This is a genomic window from Streptomyces xylophagus (assembly GCF_000716435.1).
Lineage (GTDB): Bacteria > Actinomycetota > Actinomycetes > Streptomycetales > Streptomycetaceae > Streptomyces > Streptomyces xylophagus.
The window spans coordinates 882,183-898,132 of the sequence record NZ_JNWO01000007.1 but is presented as its reverse complement, the minus strand read 5'-3'; the positions used below and the strand labels follow the sequence as shown (position 1 = coordinate 898,132).

Annotated in this window: 13 protein-coding genes; 5 read left to right on the top strand and 8 right to left on the bottom strand. The window is 71.6% G+C overall.

Features of this window, described 5'->3' with window-relative positions:
• Positions 1 to 12 precede the first annotated feature (12 nt).
• From OO70_RS18940 to OO70_RS18930, 3 genes are all read right to left on the bottom strand, one after another.
• A complete protein-coding gene (locus tag OO70_RS18940) occupies positions 13 to 1,242 on the bottom strand; it encodes a serine hydrolase domain-containing protein (RefSeq protein WP_043671959.1) in 1,230 nt (409 codons plus the stop codon).
• Positions 1,243 to 1,307: 65 nt separating this feature from the next.
• The gene (locus OO70_RS18935; protein WP_063749724.1) at positions 1,308 to 2,666 is read right to left on the bottom strand and encodes an MFS transporter; all 1,359 of its coding nucleotides are present in this window, start codon (positions 2,664 to 2,666) and stop codon (positions 1,308 to 1,310) included.
• On the bottom strand, positions 2,663 to 3,244 hold the full coding sequence (locus OO70_RS18930; protein WP_043671956.1) for a TetR/AcrR family transcriptional regulator: 582 nt from the start codon (positions 3,242 to 3,244) through the stop codon (positions 2,663 to 2,665). The genes OO70_RS18935 and OO70_RS18930 overlap by 4 nt, the downstream gene beginning before the upstream one ends.
• Positions 3,245 to 3,342: 98 nt before the next feature.
• Here OO70_RS18930 and OO70_RS18925 point away from each other — a divergent pair, with 98 nt between their 5' ends.
• On the top strand, positions 3,343 to 3,792 hold the full coding sequence (locus OO70_RS18925) for a PPOX class F420-dependent oxidoreductase (protein WP_043671954.1): 450 nt from the start codon (positions 3,343 to 3,345) through the stop codon (positions 3,790 to 3,792).
• A 42-nt stretch (positions 3,793 to 3,834) separates the two neighbouring features.
• Positions 3,835 to 5,952 (top strand): tetratricopeptide repeat protein, encoded by a 2,118-nt coding sequence (locus OO70_RS18920; protein WP_324604860.1) that lies wholly within the window; start codon positions 3,835 to 3,837, stop codon positions 5,950 to 5,952.
• On the opposite strand, the gene OO70_RS18915 is transcribed toward OO70_RS18920, so the two are convergent.
• The gene (locus OO70_RS18915; protein WP_043672787.1) at positions 5,949 to 7,088 is read right to left on the bottom strand and encodes a hypothetical protein; all 1,140 of its coding nucleotides are present in this window, start codon (positions 7,086 to 7,088) and stop codon (positions 5,949 to 5,951) included. The two genes, OO70_RS18920 and OO70_RS18915, sit on opposite strands and share 4 nt — an antisense overlap.
• Positions 7,089 to 8,047: 959 nt before the next feature.
• On the opposite strand from OO70_RS18915, the gene OO70_RS18910 reads away from it, so the two are divergent.
• Positions 8,048 to 8,458 carry a VOC family protein gene (locus OO70_RS18910; protein ID WP_043671951.1) on the top strand — a complete coding sequence of 137 codons (411 nt, stop codon included), beginning with the start codon at positions 8,048 to 8,050 and terminating at the stop codon, positions 8,456 to 8,458.
• Between the two features lie 94 nt (positions 8,459 to 8,552).
• Here OO70_RS18910 and OO70_RS18905 read toward each other — a convergent pair whose 3' ends face one another.
• Entirely contained in the window at positions 8,553 to 9,893 is a 1,341-nt protein-coding gene (locus OO70_RS18905; RefSeq protein ID WP_043671947.1) for an MFS transporter, read from the bottom strand.
• A gap of 196 nt (positions 9,894 to 10,089) precedes the next feature.
• Entirely contained in the window at positions 10,090 to 10,755 is a 666-nt protein-coding gene (locus tag OO70_RS18900; RefSeq protein WP_043671944.1) for a TetR/AcrR family transcriptional regulator, read from the bottom strand.
• A 171-nt stretch (positions 10,756 to 10,926) separates the two neighbouring features.
• Between OO70_RS18900 and OO70_RS18895 the strand changes: the two genes are divergently transcribed.
• Both OO70_RS18895 and OO70_RS18890 read left to right on the top strand, forming a co-directional pair.
• Entirely contained in the window at positions 10,927 to 11,814 is an 888-nt protein-coding gene (locus tag OO70_RS18895) for a shikimate dehydrogenase (protein ID WP_043671941.1), read from the top strand.
• Positions 11,815 to 12,006: 192 nt separating this feature from the next.
• Positions 12,007 to 13,806 carry a bifunctional sugar phosphate isomerase/epimerase/4-hydroxyphenylpyruvate dioxygenase family protein gene (locus OO70_RS18890; protein ID WP_043671938.1) on the top strand — a complete coding sequence of 600 codons (1,800 nt, stop codon included), beginning with the start codon at positions 12,007 to 12,009 and terminating at the stop codon, positions 13,804 to 13,806.
• Here the strand turns inward: OO70_RS18890 and OO70_RS18885 are convergent.
• Entirely contained in the window at positions 13,793 to 15,256 is a 1,464-nt protein-coding gene (locus OO70_RS18885; RefSeq protein WP_043671935.1) for a hypothetical protein, read from the bottom strand. The two genes, OO70_RS18890 and OO70_RS18885, sit on opposite strands and share 14 nt — an antisense overlap.
• 100 nt (positions 15,257 to 15,356) lie before the next feature.
• Complete coding sequence (locus OO70_RS18880) at positions 15,357 to 15,944, bottom strand: histidine phosphatase family protein (RefSeq protein ID WP_043671932.1); 588 nt, start codon at positions 15,942 to 15,944, stop codon at positions 15,357 to 15,359.
• Positions 15,945 to 15,950 lie beyond the last annotated feature (6 nt).

Sequence of the window (15,950 nt, the reverse complement as noted above, 5' to 3'; positions counted from 1 at the left end):
TGACCGGGCGGCTCAGTCCACGACCGCCTCGTGCACCAGCTGCTTCAGCTCCGGCATGATCTTCAGCGACGACTTCGGCCGCAGCTGCGTCATGAACTGCACGGTGAGATCCTGGCTCGGGTCCACCCAGAACGTCGTCGTCGCCGCCCCGCTCCACCCGAACGTGCCCAGTCCCGTGGGGGACTGGGTGCGTTCGGGGTCGATGACCACGGAGACACTGAGCCCGAAGCCGATGCCGTCGTTGCCGGACTCCTGGTGGGCGGGGCTGCCGAAGGCACGCATGTCGGCGCCGTCGGGGAGGTGGTTGCTTGCCATGAGGTCGACGGTCTCGGGGGCGAGCAGCCGGACGCCGTCGAGTTCGCCCCGGCGCCGCAGGAACTCCGCGAACCGGTGCACGTCGTACGGGCTCGCCGCCATCCCGCCGCTGCCCGACAGGAACCGCGGCCGGCCGCCCCGCAGTGGCAGCCCGGCGATCGGCTCGATACCGCCGCCCTCGGCGTCGCCGTACAACTCGGAGAGCCGGTCGGCCTTTTCGTCCGGGACCTGGAAGCCGGCGTCGGGCATGCCGAGCGGCCGGAAGATCCGCTCGGCGAAGAACTCGTCGAGCCGCTGCCCGGACACCACCTCGATGACCCGGCCCAGCACATTGGAGGCGACGGAGTAGTTCCACTGTGTGCCCGGCTCGAACTGGAGCGGCAGACTCGCGTAGATGTCGATCGTCTCGGCGAGGTTCGCGCCGGGAGGCACGGACGACTCCAGGTGCGCCTCCCGGTAGAGGGCGTCGACGGGGTGCGAGTGATAGAAGGCGAAGGTCAGGCCCGAGGTGTGGGTCATCAGATGCCGGATCAGCATCGGCTGCTCCACCGGCCGCGTCTTCACGTCGGAGCCGGAACCGCTGTCGTAGACCCGCATGTCCGCGAAGGCCGGGAGGTGGTCACCGACCGGGTCGTCCAGCGAGAGCCTGCCCTCCTCGACCAGGAGCAGCGCGGCGACCGCGGTGACCGGCTTGGTCATGGAGTAGATCCGGTACAACGTGTCCGGCGTGACGGGGAGTCCGGCCGCGACATCGCGGTGTCCGTGGGCGGTGAGGTGGGCGACGCGGCCGCCGCGGGCCACGGACACCAGGAAGCCCGGCAGGCGCTCCACGTCGACGTAGTGGGCGAAGTGCTGGTCCAGGCGGTCCAACGCCTTGTGATCCAGTCCGACCTCGTCCGGGTCGACTTCTTGTAGCAGCTGTGCCATGGCTCTCCTCCGAATTGCGTTCACGAGGTGGGGTCCCGCATACCCGGCCCCGGACACCTCGGAACTCATCGTCGCGCAGGAACACCTGCGCGGTCTCCTGTAACGGGGGGATGTGTGAGCGACGCGACTGTCCGTCCGGGCAGTGCGAGGCAGGCGAGAGCGCCGGTCAGGGCCACCGAGGCGAGGATTCCGAGGGCCCACTCCCGGCCACTTCCGGCCATCAGTGCGCTTCCGGCGGCGACCCCCAGCGTCGGACCCACGTTCACGGCGGTCTGTTTGAGCCCGCCCGCCACCCCGGCCGACTCGACGGCGGCCTCCCGCACCACCACCTGTGTCGCCGCCACCATCACCGTCCCGAACCCGGCCCCCAGCAGGGCGAATCCCGCGCACACCGCGACCGTGCCCGAGGCCCGGGACAGCACGAATACCCCCAGGGCCACGACGATCATCGCAGCTCCGGCCGTAGGACGCGCCCCGACCCGGCGCAGCACCACCGCGCTGCCGGGCGCGGCGAGCACCATCGCCCCGGCCAACGGCAGCCCCCGGAGGGCACTTTGGAAGGGGCTGAGCCCCATCGTGTCCTGCAGGACGTAGGTGACGACGAACAGAGTTCCGGAGAAGGCGGCCGACGCGGCGAGCAGCATCCCGAGCGCGCCACGGATCGCCGCCGACCCGACGACGTCCGGCGGCAGCAGTGGATGGGCCGTACGACGTTCATGGCGTACGAAGGCGAGACCGGCCAGCGCCGACACGGCCAACCCACCGGCCGAACCGGGGAGATCCACCAGCGCCTGGATGAGGGAGGCGAGGGAGAGTGCGAGCAGCAGGGCACCGGGCAGATCGAACCGGACAGTGGCTGCTTCTGTGCGCTGCGGGCCCCGAACGGTGAGCGCGAGCACGCCGAACACCAGCGAGGGCACGACGTTGAGGAAGAACACGGCCCGCCAGCCCACTGTGCCCACCAACGCCCCGCCCACCAACGGACCGGCGGCAGCCGCGATGCCGATCACGCTCGTCCGTACGGCGATCGGCATCCCGAGCCGGTCGGGCGGGAACGCGGTACGGAGCATGCCGAGCGTGGCCGGCTGGAGCAGCGCGCCGAACACCCCCTGGACGACCCGGAGTCCGATCACCCAGCCGACACCGGGCGCCAGCCCGATCCCGGCCGAGGCGACCCCGAAGCCGAGCATGCCGAGCCCGAACACCCGCTGATGCCCGTACCGGTCCCCGATCCGCCCGGCCGACACCAACAGGCCGGCCACGGCGACCAGATACGCGGTGCTCGTCCACTGGACCTGCGCGAGCGACGCCCCCAACTCCCGCTGCAACGTGGGCTGTACGACGGTGAGCACGGTCCCGTCCAGCGCGACGATCGCCGCCCCCGCCACACTGCTCGCCAGCACGAGCCTCCGGTGCACCGTCACAGGGCGGCCTCCGGACCGAGGTGCGCGTCGAGGGCCGACCGCAGCAGGGGTACGAAGTCGTCGGCTCCGGTGGCGAGTTGGAGGCTGCCCCAGCGCCAGAGCTGGGCGACGCCGTGCAGGTTCGCCCACAACGCGCCCGCGACCAGGCGGGCGTCCACGTCGGGACGGGCCCGGCCGACCAGGTCCACCAGGACACCGAACAGCGGCAGGCTGGTGTCCCGCAGCCCCAAGTTACCGCTCTCCAGAAGATCGTGACGGAACATCAACTCGTACATCCCGGAGTTGTCGAGCGCGAACTCAAGATAGACCCGCCCCAGCGCCGTCAACTGCGCTCGTGGGCTCGCCGTACCGTCCCCGACCGCCCCCCTTGCCCGCTCGCCCAACTCGGCGAAGCCGCGCCGGGCGATCGCGGACAGCAGCTCCAGGTGGGTGGGGAAGTGACGGCGCGGCGCGCCGTGCGAGACACCGGCCCGCCGGGCGATCTCACGCAGGGTCAATGCCTGCGCGCCCTCCTGGGCCACCAGTTCCACACCGACGTCGACCAGGCGGTCCCGTAGTCCTGTCTCCGGTTCGCTCATGCTCATAGACACTGTCTACCGGGTTTTCGTAGACAGTGTCTACTCGTCGGCTCTTGGCTCGGGGAATGCGTGACGTGCTTCACACGGTTGAGGGATGCATGACTCACGACGCGACGCAGGACGCACTGCTCCAGTTGCTCTCCGAGGGCCACGGCGGAGTGCTCATCACCCTCAAGAGCGACGGCCGGCCCCAGCTGTCGAACGTCAGCCACGCCTACTACCCAGACAAGCGGATCATCCGTGTGTCGATCACCGACGACCGCGCCAAGACCCGCAACCTGCGCCGGGACCCCCGCGCCTCGTACCACGTGACCAGCCCCGACCGGTGGGCGTACACGGTCGCCGAGGGCACGGCCGACCTCACCCCGGTCGCGAAGGACCCGCACGACGACACGGTCGAGGAACTCATCCGGCTCTACCGGGACGTCCTCGGCGAGCATCCGGACTGGGACGACTACCGGGCGGCGATGGTCCGTGACGGACGCCTTGTGCTGCGGCTGAGGGTGGAGCGGGCGTACGGCATTCCGAAGGGTGCCAACCAGGGGTGACCCATCGTCACCATCCTTCACCGGCGCTAAGGTTGATCCGCTGTGCGGTGGGCGGACGACGGGGGAGTGCACGCGGTGATGGATCTGCTGTCCACGGGCGCCATCGGTGCGGTGTTCGGAGCCGTCGGCTCCGGGATGGCGAGCGAGGCAGGCAAGTTGGCCTGGGAGTCGGCCGGCGGAATGGTCCGCCGCCTCGCCGGGCGCGAGGTGACCGCACCGGCCACCCCCGACGAACTGGACGCGGTCGCCCGCATGGTCCACGACCGCGTCCACGACGACCCCGAACTCGCCCTGATCTGGACCCGGTTCGCGCGAGGCGTGCGCACCCCGGGCCGGGTCACGGGGCCCGGACGGCACTGCCTCCCACCGGCACCCCGTTCCTTCACGGACCGTCAAGAGGCCCTGAAACTCCTGGACAAGGAGGCGATGCGCCCCTTCGACGGACGCCCGCGACTCGCGCTCCTCCACGGTCCCGAGGGCATCGGCACCAGCACCCTCGCCCACCACTGGGGCGCACGGCAGACGCACCGCTTCCCCGACGGGCAGCTCTACGCCGACCTGCGCGCGCTCGGCCCCGAACCGGTCCTGGCCACCCTGCTGCGCCAACTCGGCCTGCCCGACGAGGACATACCGCCCTCGGCCGCGGACCGGTCCGCCCTGTTCCGGCGCTCCCTGTCCGACCGCCGGGTCCTCGTGGTGCTCGACCACGCCCGATCCGCCGCCCAGGTACAGCTGTTGCTGGCCCCGGCGCCGGACGTGGTCACCCTCGTCGTCGCCCGGCATCCGCTCGCCGGCCTCGACGCCCTGCGGATCCCGGTCGGTCCGCTGGCCCGCCGGGACGCGAAACGACTGCTCACCGAGTTGGCCGGCAAACCGGCGGTCAGCGCCGCCCGTGCCACGCTGCCCGCCGTACTGGACCGCTGCGCCGGCTCGCCCTACGCGCTGCGCGCCGCCGCACCCCGGCTGACCATGCTGCCGGAGACGCCGGCCGGGCCCGGGGACGACCCGGTGAGTTCCGCCGTCGAGGACTCGTACCGCCTGCTGAACCCCGATGCCGCCCGCCTCTACCGCCTGACCGGCCTGTACGACTGGCCCGCCCTGGACGCCCGCGCGGCTGCCCGGGCCGCCGACATCGACGAGGCTGAGGCGGCCCGGCTCCTCGACGAACTGGCCGACGCCCTGCTGGTCGAGCGCACGGACGACGGCCGCTACCGCTACCGGCCCGCAGTCCGTGCCTACGCCGAGCGGACAGCCGCCGCCACGGACGGCATCGCCGCCTGCTCCGCCGCCGTGTCCCGCACCGTCCAGGGATATCTGCAGCTCGCGCTCGCCGCCGCCCAGGCCGCCCTGCCCGAGAGCTGGCGCGTCCCGTCCGCGACCACACCGCTGTCGTACGAGAACCGGGGCGCGGGCGTCGCCGCACTCGCCGCCGAGGCCCCCAACCTGGTCCAAGCGGTGCACGCGGCCGAGGAGTTCGGCGACTGGGACACCGTCGTCCTGCTGGGCCAGGCCCTGTGGCCGCTCCAACTCAAGGCCGGCCACCACGACATCCTGTTGCCCGCCCTCCAGGCCGGAGCGCGTACGGCGGACGCCCACTTCCCGGGCACCCGCACCGCCGGTGCCCTGCACGCCCAACTCGCCCACAGCCTCATGGAGTTGCGGCGCTGGGACGAGGCGGAGCCCGAGGCGCTCGCGGCGGCACGGGACGAACGGGCGGGAGGACATGTGCGCGGTCATGCCTCCGCCGTCGAGTTCCTCGGACTGCTCCGGCTGCGCCAATGGCGCTTCGACGAGGCGTACGCGGCCTTCGACGAGGCGTACACCATCCTGGACGGCATCGGTCCCGGCGATGAGGGTGCCGCAGATCTACCGCGCGCCCGCGCCCTGTTGGAACGCCACCGAGGTCGGGCCCTGCGCGGACTCGGCCGCCAAGCAGAAGCCGTCGAACGCCTGGAGCGTGCGCTGGCCTTCTTCCGTACGAGCGGCGAGGCCTACAACACGGCCCGCACCCTCACCGACCTCGCCGAAACCCGCCTGAACGGCGGCGAGTTCACGGCCGCCCGTGCCCTGATCGACGAGGCGACCATCGCTCTCCGCGACGAGAAGGCGGAACAGCACCTGGCGTATCTGCGCAGCCTGCGTGAGCGCTGCGACGGCTAGCCACGCGTCACCCGAACATGGTGAACAGCCCCTCCCGTGTGCACCGTCAGCCCCTGCGTGACGACCTCGTGCAGTGACTTGCCGGACGTGAGCCAGGCGTGCAGCGCCGAGGCGTGGGCGGCCGGGTCGGTGTCCGACCCCGGCTCGGCGCGCAGGTGCAGCAGGGTGCCGTCCGAGGTGCGGACCACGGAGGTGCCGGGGCCGGTGATGTACGCGGCGAGGGCGCACTGCGAGTGCCGGGCGAGTGTCTCCGTCGTCCAGAGCGCGGGTGACCCGAAGCGCGGGTCGTCGGCCGCGCCGTACCGGAACACCACGTCGGCGAGGGCTAGTTGGGACTGCTCGCGGGTGTCCTCGTGCACTGCCAGGTGGACGTCGCCCGTGCCGCCGGGGGCCGCCGGGTGCGGGCCCGCGTACCGGACGACGGAGACCTCGGTGGTGCCCAGGAGTTGGGTGAGCACCTGGAGCGGGACCGTGTGCGTGGCCGGTTCGAACGGCGGGAGCGGGAGCGGTTCGAGGAGGGCCGGCGCGTCCGGTTCGGGGATGCCGACGAGGCCGTAGAAGAGGCGGCGGAGGAGGGTCGCCGACTCGCCCGGGGCGGAGCTGGTGAAGGCGGCGGGGTCGGGTGAGGGGGTGTGCGTGTCGATCAGCCGGGTCAGTTGGGGGCGCAGTGGGAGTGCGGGGTCCAGGCGGGGTGCCGTACGGACGAAGGCGTGCACGGGAGCGTCGGGGGCGAGGCCGGTGAGGGGTGCGGCGCCGAGGAGGACGGGGGTGCCGAGTGCGGCGGCGTAGTAGGTCACCGAGCCGTGGTCGCCGATGACCGCGTCTGCGGCGAGCAGCGCCTGGCGCCAGCCGTGCAGGGGGTCGACGAGGGTGAGGCCGGCGCGGCGGGCGCGGTCGAGCCAGGCGCGGATCTGGCCGGGGCCGTGGCCGTACCAGATGTTGGGGTGCAGGACGGCCGCGAAACGGTACTCGTCGACGGGGAGTTCGGAGGTCAGCCGGGGCAGCAGGGCGGGCAGGACGTCGTCGCCGAACAGGGAGTCCGGGTTCCAGGTGGAGCTGAGCACGACCAGCCGCTGGGCACGTCCGACGCCGAGCGCCCGTCGGTACCGCTCCCGGTACGGGCGCGCCGCCAGCATGCGGTCCCAGCAGGGATCACCGGCCAGTACGGCCGTGGGGGCGGCCTCGGGGCAGACGGCACGCAGCCGCTCCAGCTGCTCGGGGTGCGACAACACCAGTGCGTCCGCGACGAGTTTCCCGCTCTCGTCGAGCAGCCACTCGGGCGACAACCCGAAGACCGGAGTCGCTGCCTCCGCCAACTGGCCGCCGGCCGTTGGGTGTTGGGTGTTGGGTGTTGGGTGTCCCCAGCGTCTTAGTGTATCCGACACCGTGGGACAACACGGCCAATACGCCGGAAAGTGCCCGGAGTTGACCGCCGAAGCTCGCCGAGACGGCCAAGTCGACCGGTGTCCGCACAGCTTGTTCCCACGGCACCACCGGCACCCCGGTTTCCGCCAGCAACTCGGCGACCCCGGCCCGGAAGGCCGACGACCCCGTGCATGTCACCAGCAGCTGCACCCGGAAGTCGTCGTGGAAGAGCGGCAGTACATCGAGCAGCCGGGTCGCGGACGTCACGTTGTGCACGACGAACAGCACCTTGCGGCTGTGCCCCCGCGTCGCCCACCGATCGGCGTCGTCGCCGACCGGCACCCGTATCCACTCGGCCCCCGTCACGCCCCTCGACCACCTTTCGCACGTGTGATCGGGCAACGATAGTCAGCCCCGGGCCCGCGTGCACCGGCCGCCCCTGAAATCGGCCGGTGCACACGGAGGCCCCTACGGGCGGCGCGGGGCGGCGAGCGCTTTGCCGGCGCCCCGTGCACGCGGGTTCGTGATGTTGCCGGGGAACGGTGCTGTTCTTTTCTGCTCGTTCCGGCCGATGTTCTTGCGCGAAACGTCATCTGTCAACGGGGGTGGGGGGCGGGTGAGGTCCTAGGACATGAGGTGCAGGACGGATGGCCGATGGTCCGGCGATCACCGTCCGCCTAGGCTGCGGGACGCGTCAGCGCAGTTCGGGAACGAGGGAGTTGAGGTCACGATGCCCGTCAACGGCCGTAGTCACATCCGGATCGCCCGCCCGTCCAGGGATCTCGCCGCGGCCGGGCGATTCTGGGCCGACGGCCTCGGGCTCGCTGTCGTGTGGCGGGCCGAGGGCGGCTCCGAACCCGGCGAGCACGACCTGCTGATGCTCGGCTGGCCCGATGCCGACTGGCATCTCGAACTCGTCCACGAACCCGGCGGCCCGGTCGACCCGCGCCCCACCGAGGAGGACCTCCTCGTGATCTACGTCGACGGCCCGGTGCCGGAGGAGCTGGTCACGCGGCTCGAGGAGCACGGCGGCAAGCGGGTGCCGTCACCCAACCCGTACTGGAACGAGTGGGGCGTCACCGTCGAGGACCCGGACGGCTACCGGCTGGTGCTGTGCACGCGGGCGTGGTCCAACACGTAGACCGGCGGGACCGGCGGCCGGCACGCGCGAAACCCCCGGGCACCGGAGTCCGCAGGGCGTCCGGCACCCGAGGGTGCTCACAGGGTGGCGACAGTCAGGCCGTCACCGTCTCCGGCCGGGACGCCTCGCGGGGTGACCGCACGCCGAGCAGTTCCGTCGGGACCTTGTTGGTCTCGCGGGCCGAGAGCGCCGCGATGACCGGCGGGACGCACAGCGCCGCCGTGAACAGGGCCACCGAGGACCAGTCCGAGCCGTCAGGACCCGCGATCTGCGCGGCGAACGTGACCGCGAACCCGGCCACCGCGAAGCCGATCTGCGTGCCGATGGCCATGCCCGACAGCCGGACCCGGGTCGAGAACATCTCGCCGTAGAAGGAGGGCCACACGCCGTTCGCGGCGCTGTAGACCACGCCGAAGGCGACGACGCCGAGGAGCAGGATCAGCGGGTACGAGCCCGTGGAGATCGCCCAGAGGTAGAGGAACATCGTGAGCGCGCTGCCGACCGCGCCGATCAGATACACCGGGCGGCGGCCGATGCGGTCGGAGAGCGTGGCCCACAGGGGGATCGTCGCGAGGGCGACGAGGTTGGCGAGCGCGCCCACCCACAGCATCGACGAGCGGGACATGCCGACGGAGTCGCTGGTCGCGTAGGCCAGCGCCCACACGGTGAAGATCGTGGAGACGGAGGCGATGAGCGCGCCCGCGACGACCCGCAGGACATCCGCCCAGTGCTCGCGCAGCAGCACCACCAGCGGCAGTTTCACGACTCCCTCGGTCGCCGCCTGCTGGGCGAAGGCCGGGGTCTCCTGGAGCTTGCGGCGCATCACGTAGCCGGCGACCGCGACCAGCACGCTCGCCCAGAACGGGACGCGCCAGCCCCAGGACAGCAGCTGCTTGTCGGGGAGTTGGGCGACCGCGAGGAACACGAGGGTGGCGATGAGCTGGCCGCCCTGGGTGCCGCTCAGCGTGAAACTGGTGAAGAAGCCGCGCCGGTCCGACGGCGCGTGCTCCAGCGTCATGGAACTGGCGCTGGCCTGCTCGCCGGCCGCCGAGATGCCCTGGAGGACCCGGCACAGCACGAGCAGCACCGGGGCGAGGCCACCGACCTGCCCGCGGGTGGGCAGACAGCCGATGAGGAACGTCGACAGGCCCATCAGCAGCAGCGTGAAGATCATGATCTTCTTACGGCCGACCCGGTCGCCGAAGTGTCCGAGGAACAGCGCGCCGACCGGACGGGCCGCGTAGGCGACACCGAAGGTCGCGAGGGAGAGCAGGGTCGCCGTCGCCGGGTCCGAGTCGTCGAAGAAGACCTTGGGGAAGATCAGGGCTGCGGCGCTGCCGTAGATGAAGAAGTCGTAGTACTCCAGAGCGCTGCCGATCCAGGCGGCGGCGGCCGCCTTTTTCGGCTGCCCGACAGCTTTGGCGGGGACGGACACGGCTTGCTCCTTCGGGGGAACTCCAACGTAAGCGGAGTGAGCGGCGGGGGAGAAGTGCCGGATCCCTGGGGTGACGGGACGGCCGTGCCGGGTGTTGCCCGGCTAATTAACCCACTGGGTAGTTAGTAGCGGTGGCTACGGATGTTGCGCTCACGTTTCCCGGGTGTCAAGAGGCCGTACCGAAGGATCTTGCGGCTCAGTCCGTCGCCCGCTCCGCCGTCAGATAGGCGATCACCATGTCGCCCAGCATCGTCCGGTAGTGCTCGCGCCGCGCCGGTGCCACCAGGTCGCGGCCGAACAGGGCGCCGAAGGTGTGCCGGTTGGCGACCCGGAAGAAGCAGTAGGAGCTGATCATCGCGTGCAGGTCGACGGCGTCCACGTCGGCCGTGAACAGGCCGGACTTCTGCCCCGACTCCAGGATGCGGCGGATCACGTCGAGGGCGGGCGAGCCGATCTTCCCGAGCTTCTCGGAAGCGGCGATGTGCTCGGCCCCGTGGATGTTCTCGATGGACACCAGGCGGATGAAGTCCGGGTGCTGCTCGTGGTGGTCGAAGGTCAGCTCCGCCAGGCGCCGGATGGCCGCGACCGGGTCCAGGTGCTCGACGTCCAGGCTCTGTTCGGCCTCGCGGATCACGCCGTAGGCCCGCTCCAGGACGGCCGTGAAGAGCTGCTCCTTGCCGCCGAAGTAGTAGTAGATCATCCGCTTGGTGGTGCGGGTGCTGGCGGCGATCTCGTCGACGCGGGCGCCGTCGTAGCCGGCCCGTGCGAACTCGTGGGTCGCCACGTCGAGGATCTCGGCCCTGGTGCGGGCCGCGTCACGGATGCGCCCGTTCGGTCGTGCCGGTTCTTCGACGCTGGTCATCGGGTTCCTTGGCTTCTTTCGGGCGCGGGCGCGGTGTGCGGCCGATTGTAGAAGGAGGGGCGGGCGGCGGGCGGTCGAGTTCCCGGCCGGGGCTTCCCGTGACCCGGCGATACTGATATAGCTAACGTACTAGTTCGTACATTAGCGAGCCGCTCAGCTCAGGAGGACCACGTGGTCGACGTCTCCAAGGACTCGTATCTCGTCGGACTGATCGGTTCCGGCATCGGCCCGTCCCTCAGCCCCGCCCTGCACGAACGCGAGGCCGACCGGCAGGGCCTGCGCTACCTGTACCGGCTCATCGACATCGACGTGCTCGGCGTCGGCCCGGAGGCGGTGGGCGGTCTGGTGCGCGCCGCCCGCGACCTGGGCTACGACGGGCTCAACATCACCCACCCGTGCAAGCAGCTCGTCATCGAGCACCTGGACGGGCTCGCCCCGCAGGCCGAGGCGCTCGGCGCGGTCAACACCGTCGTCTTCGAGGCGGACGGCCGCGCGATCGGCCACAACACGGACGTCACCGGCTTCGCCGCCTCCTTCGCGCGCGGACTGCCCGACGCGCCCATGGAACGGGTCGTGCAGCTGGGCGCGGGCGGCGCGGGCGCGGCCGTCGCGCACGCCACGCTCACCCTCGGCGCCGAACGCGTCACCGTCGTCGACGCGCTGCCCGAACGCGCCACCGCCCTCGCCGACTCCCTGAACCGCCACTTCGGCGCCGGCCGCGCGGCCGGCGCCGGCTCCGACCTGTTGCCCGGACTGCTCGCCGACGCCGACGGCATCGTCCACGCCACCCCCACCGGGATGGCCGCCCACCCCGGACTGCCCTTCCCCGCCCGCCTGTTGGACTCCTCGCTGTGGGTCGCCGAGGTGGTCTACCGCCCCCTGGAGACCCAACTCGTGAGCCTGGCCCGCGCGTTGGGCTGCGCCACCCTCGACGGCGGCGGCATGGCGGTCTTCCAGGCGGCCGACGCGTTCCGCCTCTTCACGGGGCGCGAGCCCGACAGCGCACGGATGCTCGCCGACATCGCGGAACTCGCCGGTGCGTTGCCCGCGCCGAAGTAGTTGTGCCCGCGTCGGCATGGGCGGGCCCGCGCCGAAATGGCCCTGCCCGCGCCGAAGTAGTTGTGGTCGCGCCGAAGTGGTCGTACCCGCGCCGACATGGGCGGGCCCGTGCCAAAAGGGCCGTGCCCGCCCCGAATCGGCCGTTCCCGCCCCGAAACGGCCCTGCCCGCAGCGAAATTGAGAGGTACCCCGATGCGTACGTCCATCGCCACCGTCTCCCTCAGCGGCTCCCTCACCGAGAAACTCACGGCCGCCTCCCGGGCCGGCTTCGACGGCGTCGAGATCTTCGAGAACGACCTCCTCGCCAGCCCCCTCACCCCGGAGGAGATCCGCGCCCGCTGCGCCGACCTCGGCCTGTCGATCGACCTCTATCAACCCATGCGGGACATCGAGGCGGTGCCCGAGGCCGAGTTCGCCCGCAACCTGCGCCGTGCCCGGCACAAGTTCGAGCTGATGCGCAGGCTCGGCACCGACACCGTCCTCGTCTGCTCAAGCGTCTCCCCCCTCGCCGAGGACGACGACGCGCTCGCCGCCGCCCAGCTGAGCCAACTGGCCGACCTCGCCCAGGAGTTCGGCGTCCGCGTCGCCTACGAGGCGCTTGCCTGGGGACGGCACGTCAGCACGTACGACCACGCCTGGCGCATCGTCGAGACGGCCGACCACCCGGCACTCGGCACCTGCCTGGACAGCTTCCACATCCTGTCCCGGGGCTCGGACCCCAAGGGCATCGAGGAGATCCCCGGCGAGAAGATTTTCTTCCTCCAGCTCGCCGACGCCCCGCTGCTCGCGATGGACGTCCTCCAGTGGAGCCGCCACTACCGCTGCTTCCCCGGCCAGGGCGGCTTCGACGTCGCCGGACTCGTACGGCACGTGCTGAGCGCGGGCTACGACGGCCCGCTCTCGCTGGAGATCTTCAACGACGTGTTCCGGCAGGCGGAGGCGGGCCCCACGGCGGTCGACGCCCACCGCTCGCTGCTGGTCCTCCAGGAGACGGTCGGTGTGGCGCGGCTCCCCGCTCCCGTCGTCCCCACGGGCATCGCCTTCGCCGAACTCGTCACGTCCGACGCGGAACCGGTCACGGCACTGCTCGGCGCCCTGGGCTTCGCGCGCACCGCCCGTCACCGCAGCAAACCCGTTGACCTGTGGCAGCAGGGCGAGGCCCGCGTCCTGGTCAACACCGGCCCCGCCGTACGCCGGGACGGCACCGCCCTCGCGGCGATCGGCCTGGAGTCACCCGACCCGGAGGGCGCCGCCCGCCGTGCCGAGGCCCTCCTCGCACCCGTCCTGCCCCGCCGCCGCGCCCCCGAGGACGCCCCACTCGAAGCCGTGGCGGCACCGGACGGCACCGAACTCTTCTTCTGCTCGAAGGACACCCCCGAACTCCCCGGCTGGCGCGCTGACTTCACCGACACCACCGGTCAACTGCCCGCCGGGACAGGCGTCCGGCGCATTGACCACCTCGCCCTCACCCAGCCCTGGCACCACTTCGACGAGGCAACTCTCTTCCATCGCAGCGTCCTTGGGCTCCACGCGCAGGAGAGCGTCGACGTCGCCGACCCCTACGGCCTGCTGCGCAGCCGCGCCGTCACCACCCCCGACGGCAGCGTCCGTATCGCCCTGAGCGTCGGCGCGGCCCCGACCGAGGACGGCGCCCCCGCCCAGCACATCGCCCTCGCCACCGAGGACGTGGTCACGGCCGCCCGCCGCTTCCGTGACTCCGGCGGCCGACTGCTGCGGATGCCCGCGAACTACTACGACGACCTCGCGGCCCGATTCGCCTTCACCGAGGGCGAGTTGGAGACGTACCAGGACCTCGGCATCCTCTACGACCGGGACGCGGGCGGCGAGTTCCGGCACTGCTACACGCGGACGGTCGGGCGGGTCTTCTTCGAACTGGTCCAGCGCGACGGCGACTACCGCGGTTACGGCGCCCAGAACGCGCCGGTGCGGCTGGCCGTCCAGCACACGGCGAAGGCCCTCACTGGCGGCTGACGGTCCTGCTCACGCCGGTGATGACGGTCGTGGCCAGGATCCAGCCCGTGATGATCAGGGCGTAGGAGAGGTACTGGTACCAGCCGTCCGGCGCGAACGCCTCCTCCTGGCCGAAGGAGATCACCGGGAGCAGCAGGTCGAGCGTGTAGAAGAACGGGTTGAAGTGCGGGGCCTCGGACGCCTTGAGGGCGTGGGGGTGGTGCAGGCCGTAGGCGAGGGAGCCGACGGCGAGCAGGGACAGCAGCCAAACGGCGGCACGGAGGGGACGGAAGCCGTAGCCGACGGTGACGTCCTGGGCGTAGCCCCACATGCGGCCGTACCAGGGTTGGGTGCCGCGCAGGCGGCGCTGCTTGGCGAGTTGGACGCGGCGGGCGGCGCTGTCGTCGCCGATCCGGCGGTAGGCGGCGGCCAACTCCTCGTAGGCGTGCGGGACATAGCCCGCGCCGTCGCGTTCCACCATGGTCAGCCGGCGCTCGGCGGGCTCGTGGGGGAGGAGCGAGGCGTAGGTGAAGCTGGTGAGGAAGACCTTGTCCGGCAGTACCGCCGGCTCCAGCCACAGGACGTCGACCTGCGCACTGTGCAGCACGACAGCGCCCTTGATGGGCGGGCTCTCGCGCAGCCAGAGCTCCCCCATGGTGGAACTGCTCGCCAGCAGCACGGAGTCGCCCGGGTTGGACAGGGTGGAGTACGACAGGTCCAGCCGGCCCGCGATCCGGGCGCCGCGCAGCCCGATCCAGCCCTCCACCAGGGCCTGCCGGAACAGGATGTTGCCCTCCACCACGAGTACTTCGGCGTCGAGGGCGGAGCCCCCGGGGTTGGAGAGGTGCGCCGTGTTGAAGGTGAGCGACCCGGCGACAGTCAAGCCGCTGAGCCGTATCTGACCCTGGGTGCGCAGTCCGGTCGCGCGGAGATCGTCGCCGACGGCCGCCTGGTTGAGCTGGAGTACGGGCTCCTCGGCGTCCGGAGCGATGATCTCCGAGCCCTCCAGGTACAGGCTTCCGGCGATCTTGACCCCGGCGAGCCGTACCACTCCGCGGAACCGGGCCCGGGTCAGCCGCAGCACGCCGTCCACCCGCATCGAGTGGGCGGTGAGCCCGGGCAGGACGGAGTCGCCGAGGTTGAGTTCGCGCAGCCGGGCCGCGTAGCAGCGGGGCGCCTCGTCGAAGTGGCAGTACCGCAGCCGGACCGGGTGGTCGATCGTCGCGTACTGGAGGTCGAGCATGCCGGTGATCCGGGCGCCCGCCAGGCTCAGGGAGGGTATCTCGCCCGCCTCCTGCGGTCCGTTGAGCAGCAGTGCCCTCAACACCTCGGCGCGGACGGTCCGTTCGGGCCCCCAGTCGGCACCGAGGGCCACGTCCTCGTCCTCCGCCGCACGGAAGTCCACGGACTCGCCCAACGGGAAGGCCCGCCACACCTGTTCCTCGGCCGGTGTCAGATCGTTGATCTCCATCAAGCGGGACTCTAGCCGCGTGGACGCCACGGGCACAGGGGACGACCGCGGCCCGGACCGCGCGTCAACGCGTGGTCCGGGCCGGGGAGTTGTGCCGTCGCTACGGCCGGGTGTTCCACTCCGCGATCACCGGGCGGTCGTGCTCGGTGGACAGGCGGCTGACCGTGCCGGTCGCCAGCTGGAACAGCCGTCCGTCCGCCGCCGACAGGCCCAGCCGGCGTGCCGTGAGGACGCGCAGGAAGTGGGCGTGCGCCACGAGGACCACGTCACCGTCCCCGAGCGCGGTGTCCACCCGCTTCAGGACCCGGTCGGCGCGGGCACCGATCTCGTCCGGGGACTCGCCGGGGTGTCCGGCGGGACCCGGCGGCACGCCGTCGGTCCACAGGAACCAGTCGGGGCGGGTGCGGTGGATGTCGACGGTGGTGACGCCCTCGTAGGCGCCGTAGTCCCACTCGTGCAGATCGGGGTCGGGTACGGCCCCGGTGATGCCCGCGAGTGCGGCGGTGCGTATCGCGCGGCCGAGCGGGCTGGTCAGTGCGAGCGCGAAGGTCCGGCTTGAGAGGAGCGGGGCGAGGGACTTGGCCTGTTCCTCGCCGTGCTGGGTGAGGGGCAGGTCGGTCCAGCTGGTGTGCTGGCCCGACACGCTCCACTCCGTCTCACCGTGGCGGACCAGAAAGAGATCCCCCACGGCGCA

Bases quoted from the DNA above. Each gene is read 5' to 3' on its own strand.
- OO70_RS18940 (WP_043671959.1), bottom strand. From the start codon at position 1,242: ATGGCACAGCTGCTACAAGAAGTCGACCCGGACGAGGTCGGACTGGAT.
- OO70_RS18930 (WP_043671956.1), bottom strand. From the start codon at position 3,244: ATGAGCGAACCGGAGACAGGACTACGGGACCGCCTGGTCGACGTCGGT.
- OO70_RS18925 (WP_043671954.1), top strand. From the start codon at position 3,343: ATGACTCACGACGCGACGCAGGACGCACTGCTCCAGTTGCTCTCCGAG.
- OO70_RS18915 (WP_043672787.1), bottom strand. From the start codon at position 7,088: ATGCTGGCGGCGCGCCCGTACCGGGAGCGGTACCGACGGGCGCTCGGC.
- OO70_RS18910 (WP_043671951.1), top strand. From the start codon at position 8,048: ATGCCCGTCAACGGCCGTAGTCACATCCGGATCGCCCGCCCGTCCAGG.
- OO70_RS18900 (WP_043671944.1), bottom strand. From the start codon at position 10,755: ATGACCAGCGTCGAAGAACCGGCACGACCGAACGGGCGCATCCGTGAC.
- OO70_RS18890 (WP_043671938.1), top strand. From the start codon at position 12,007: ATGCGTACGTCCATCGCCACCGTCTCCCTCAGCGGCTCCCTCACCGAG.
- OO70_RS18885 (WP_043671935.1), bottom strand. From the start codon at position 15,256: ATGGAGATCAACGATCTGACACCGGCCGAGGAACAGGTGTGGCGGGCC.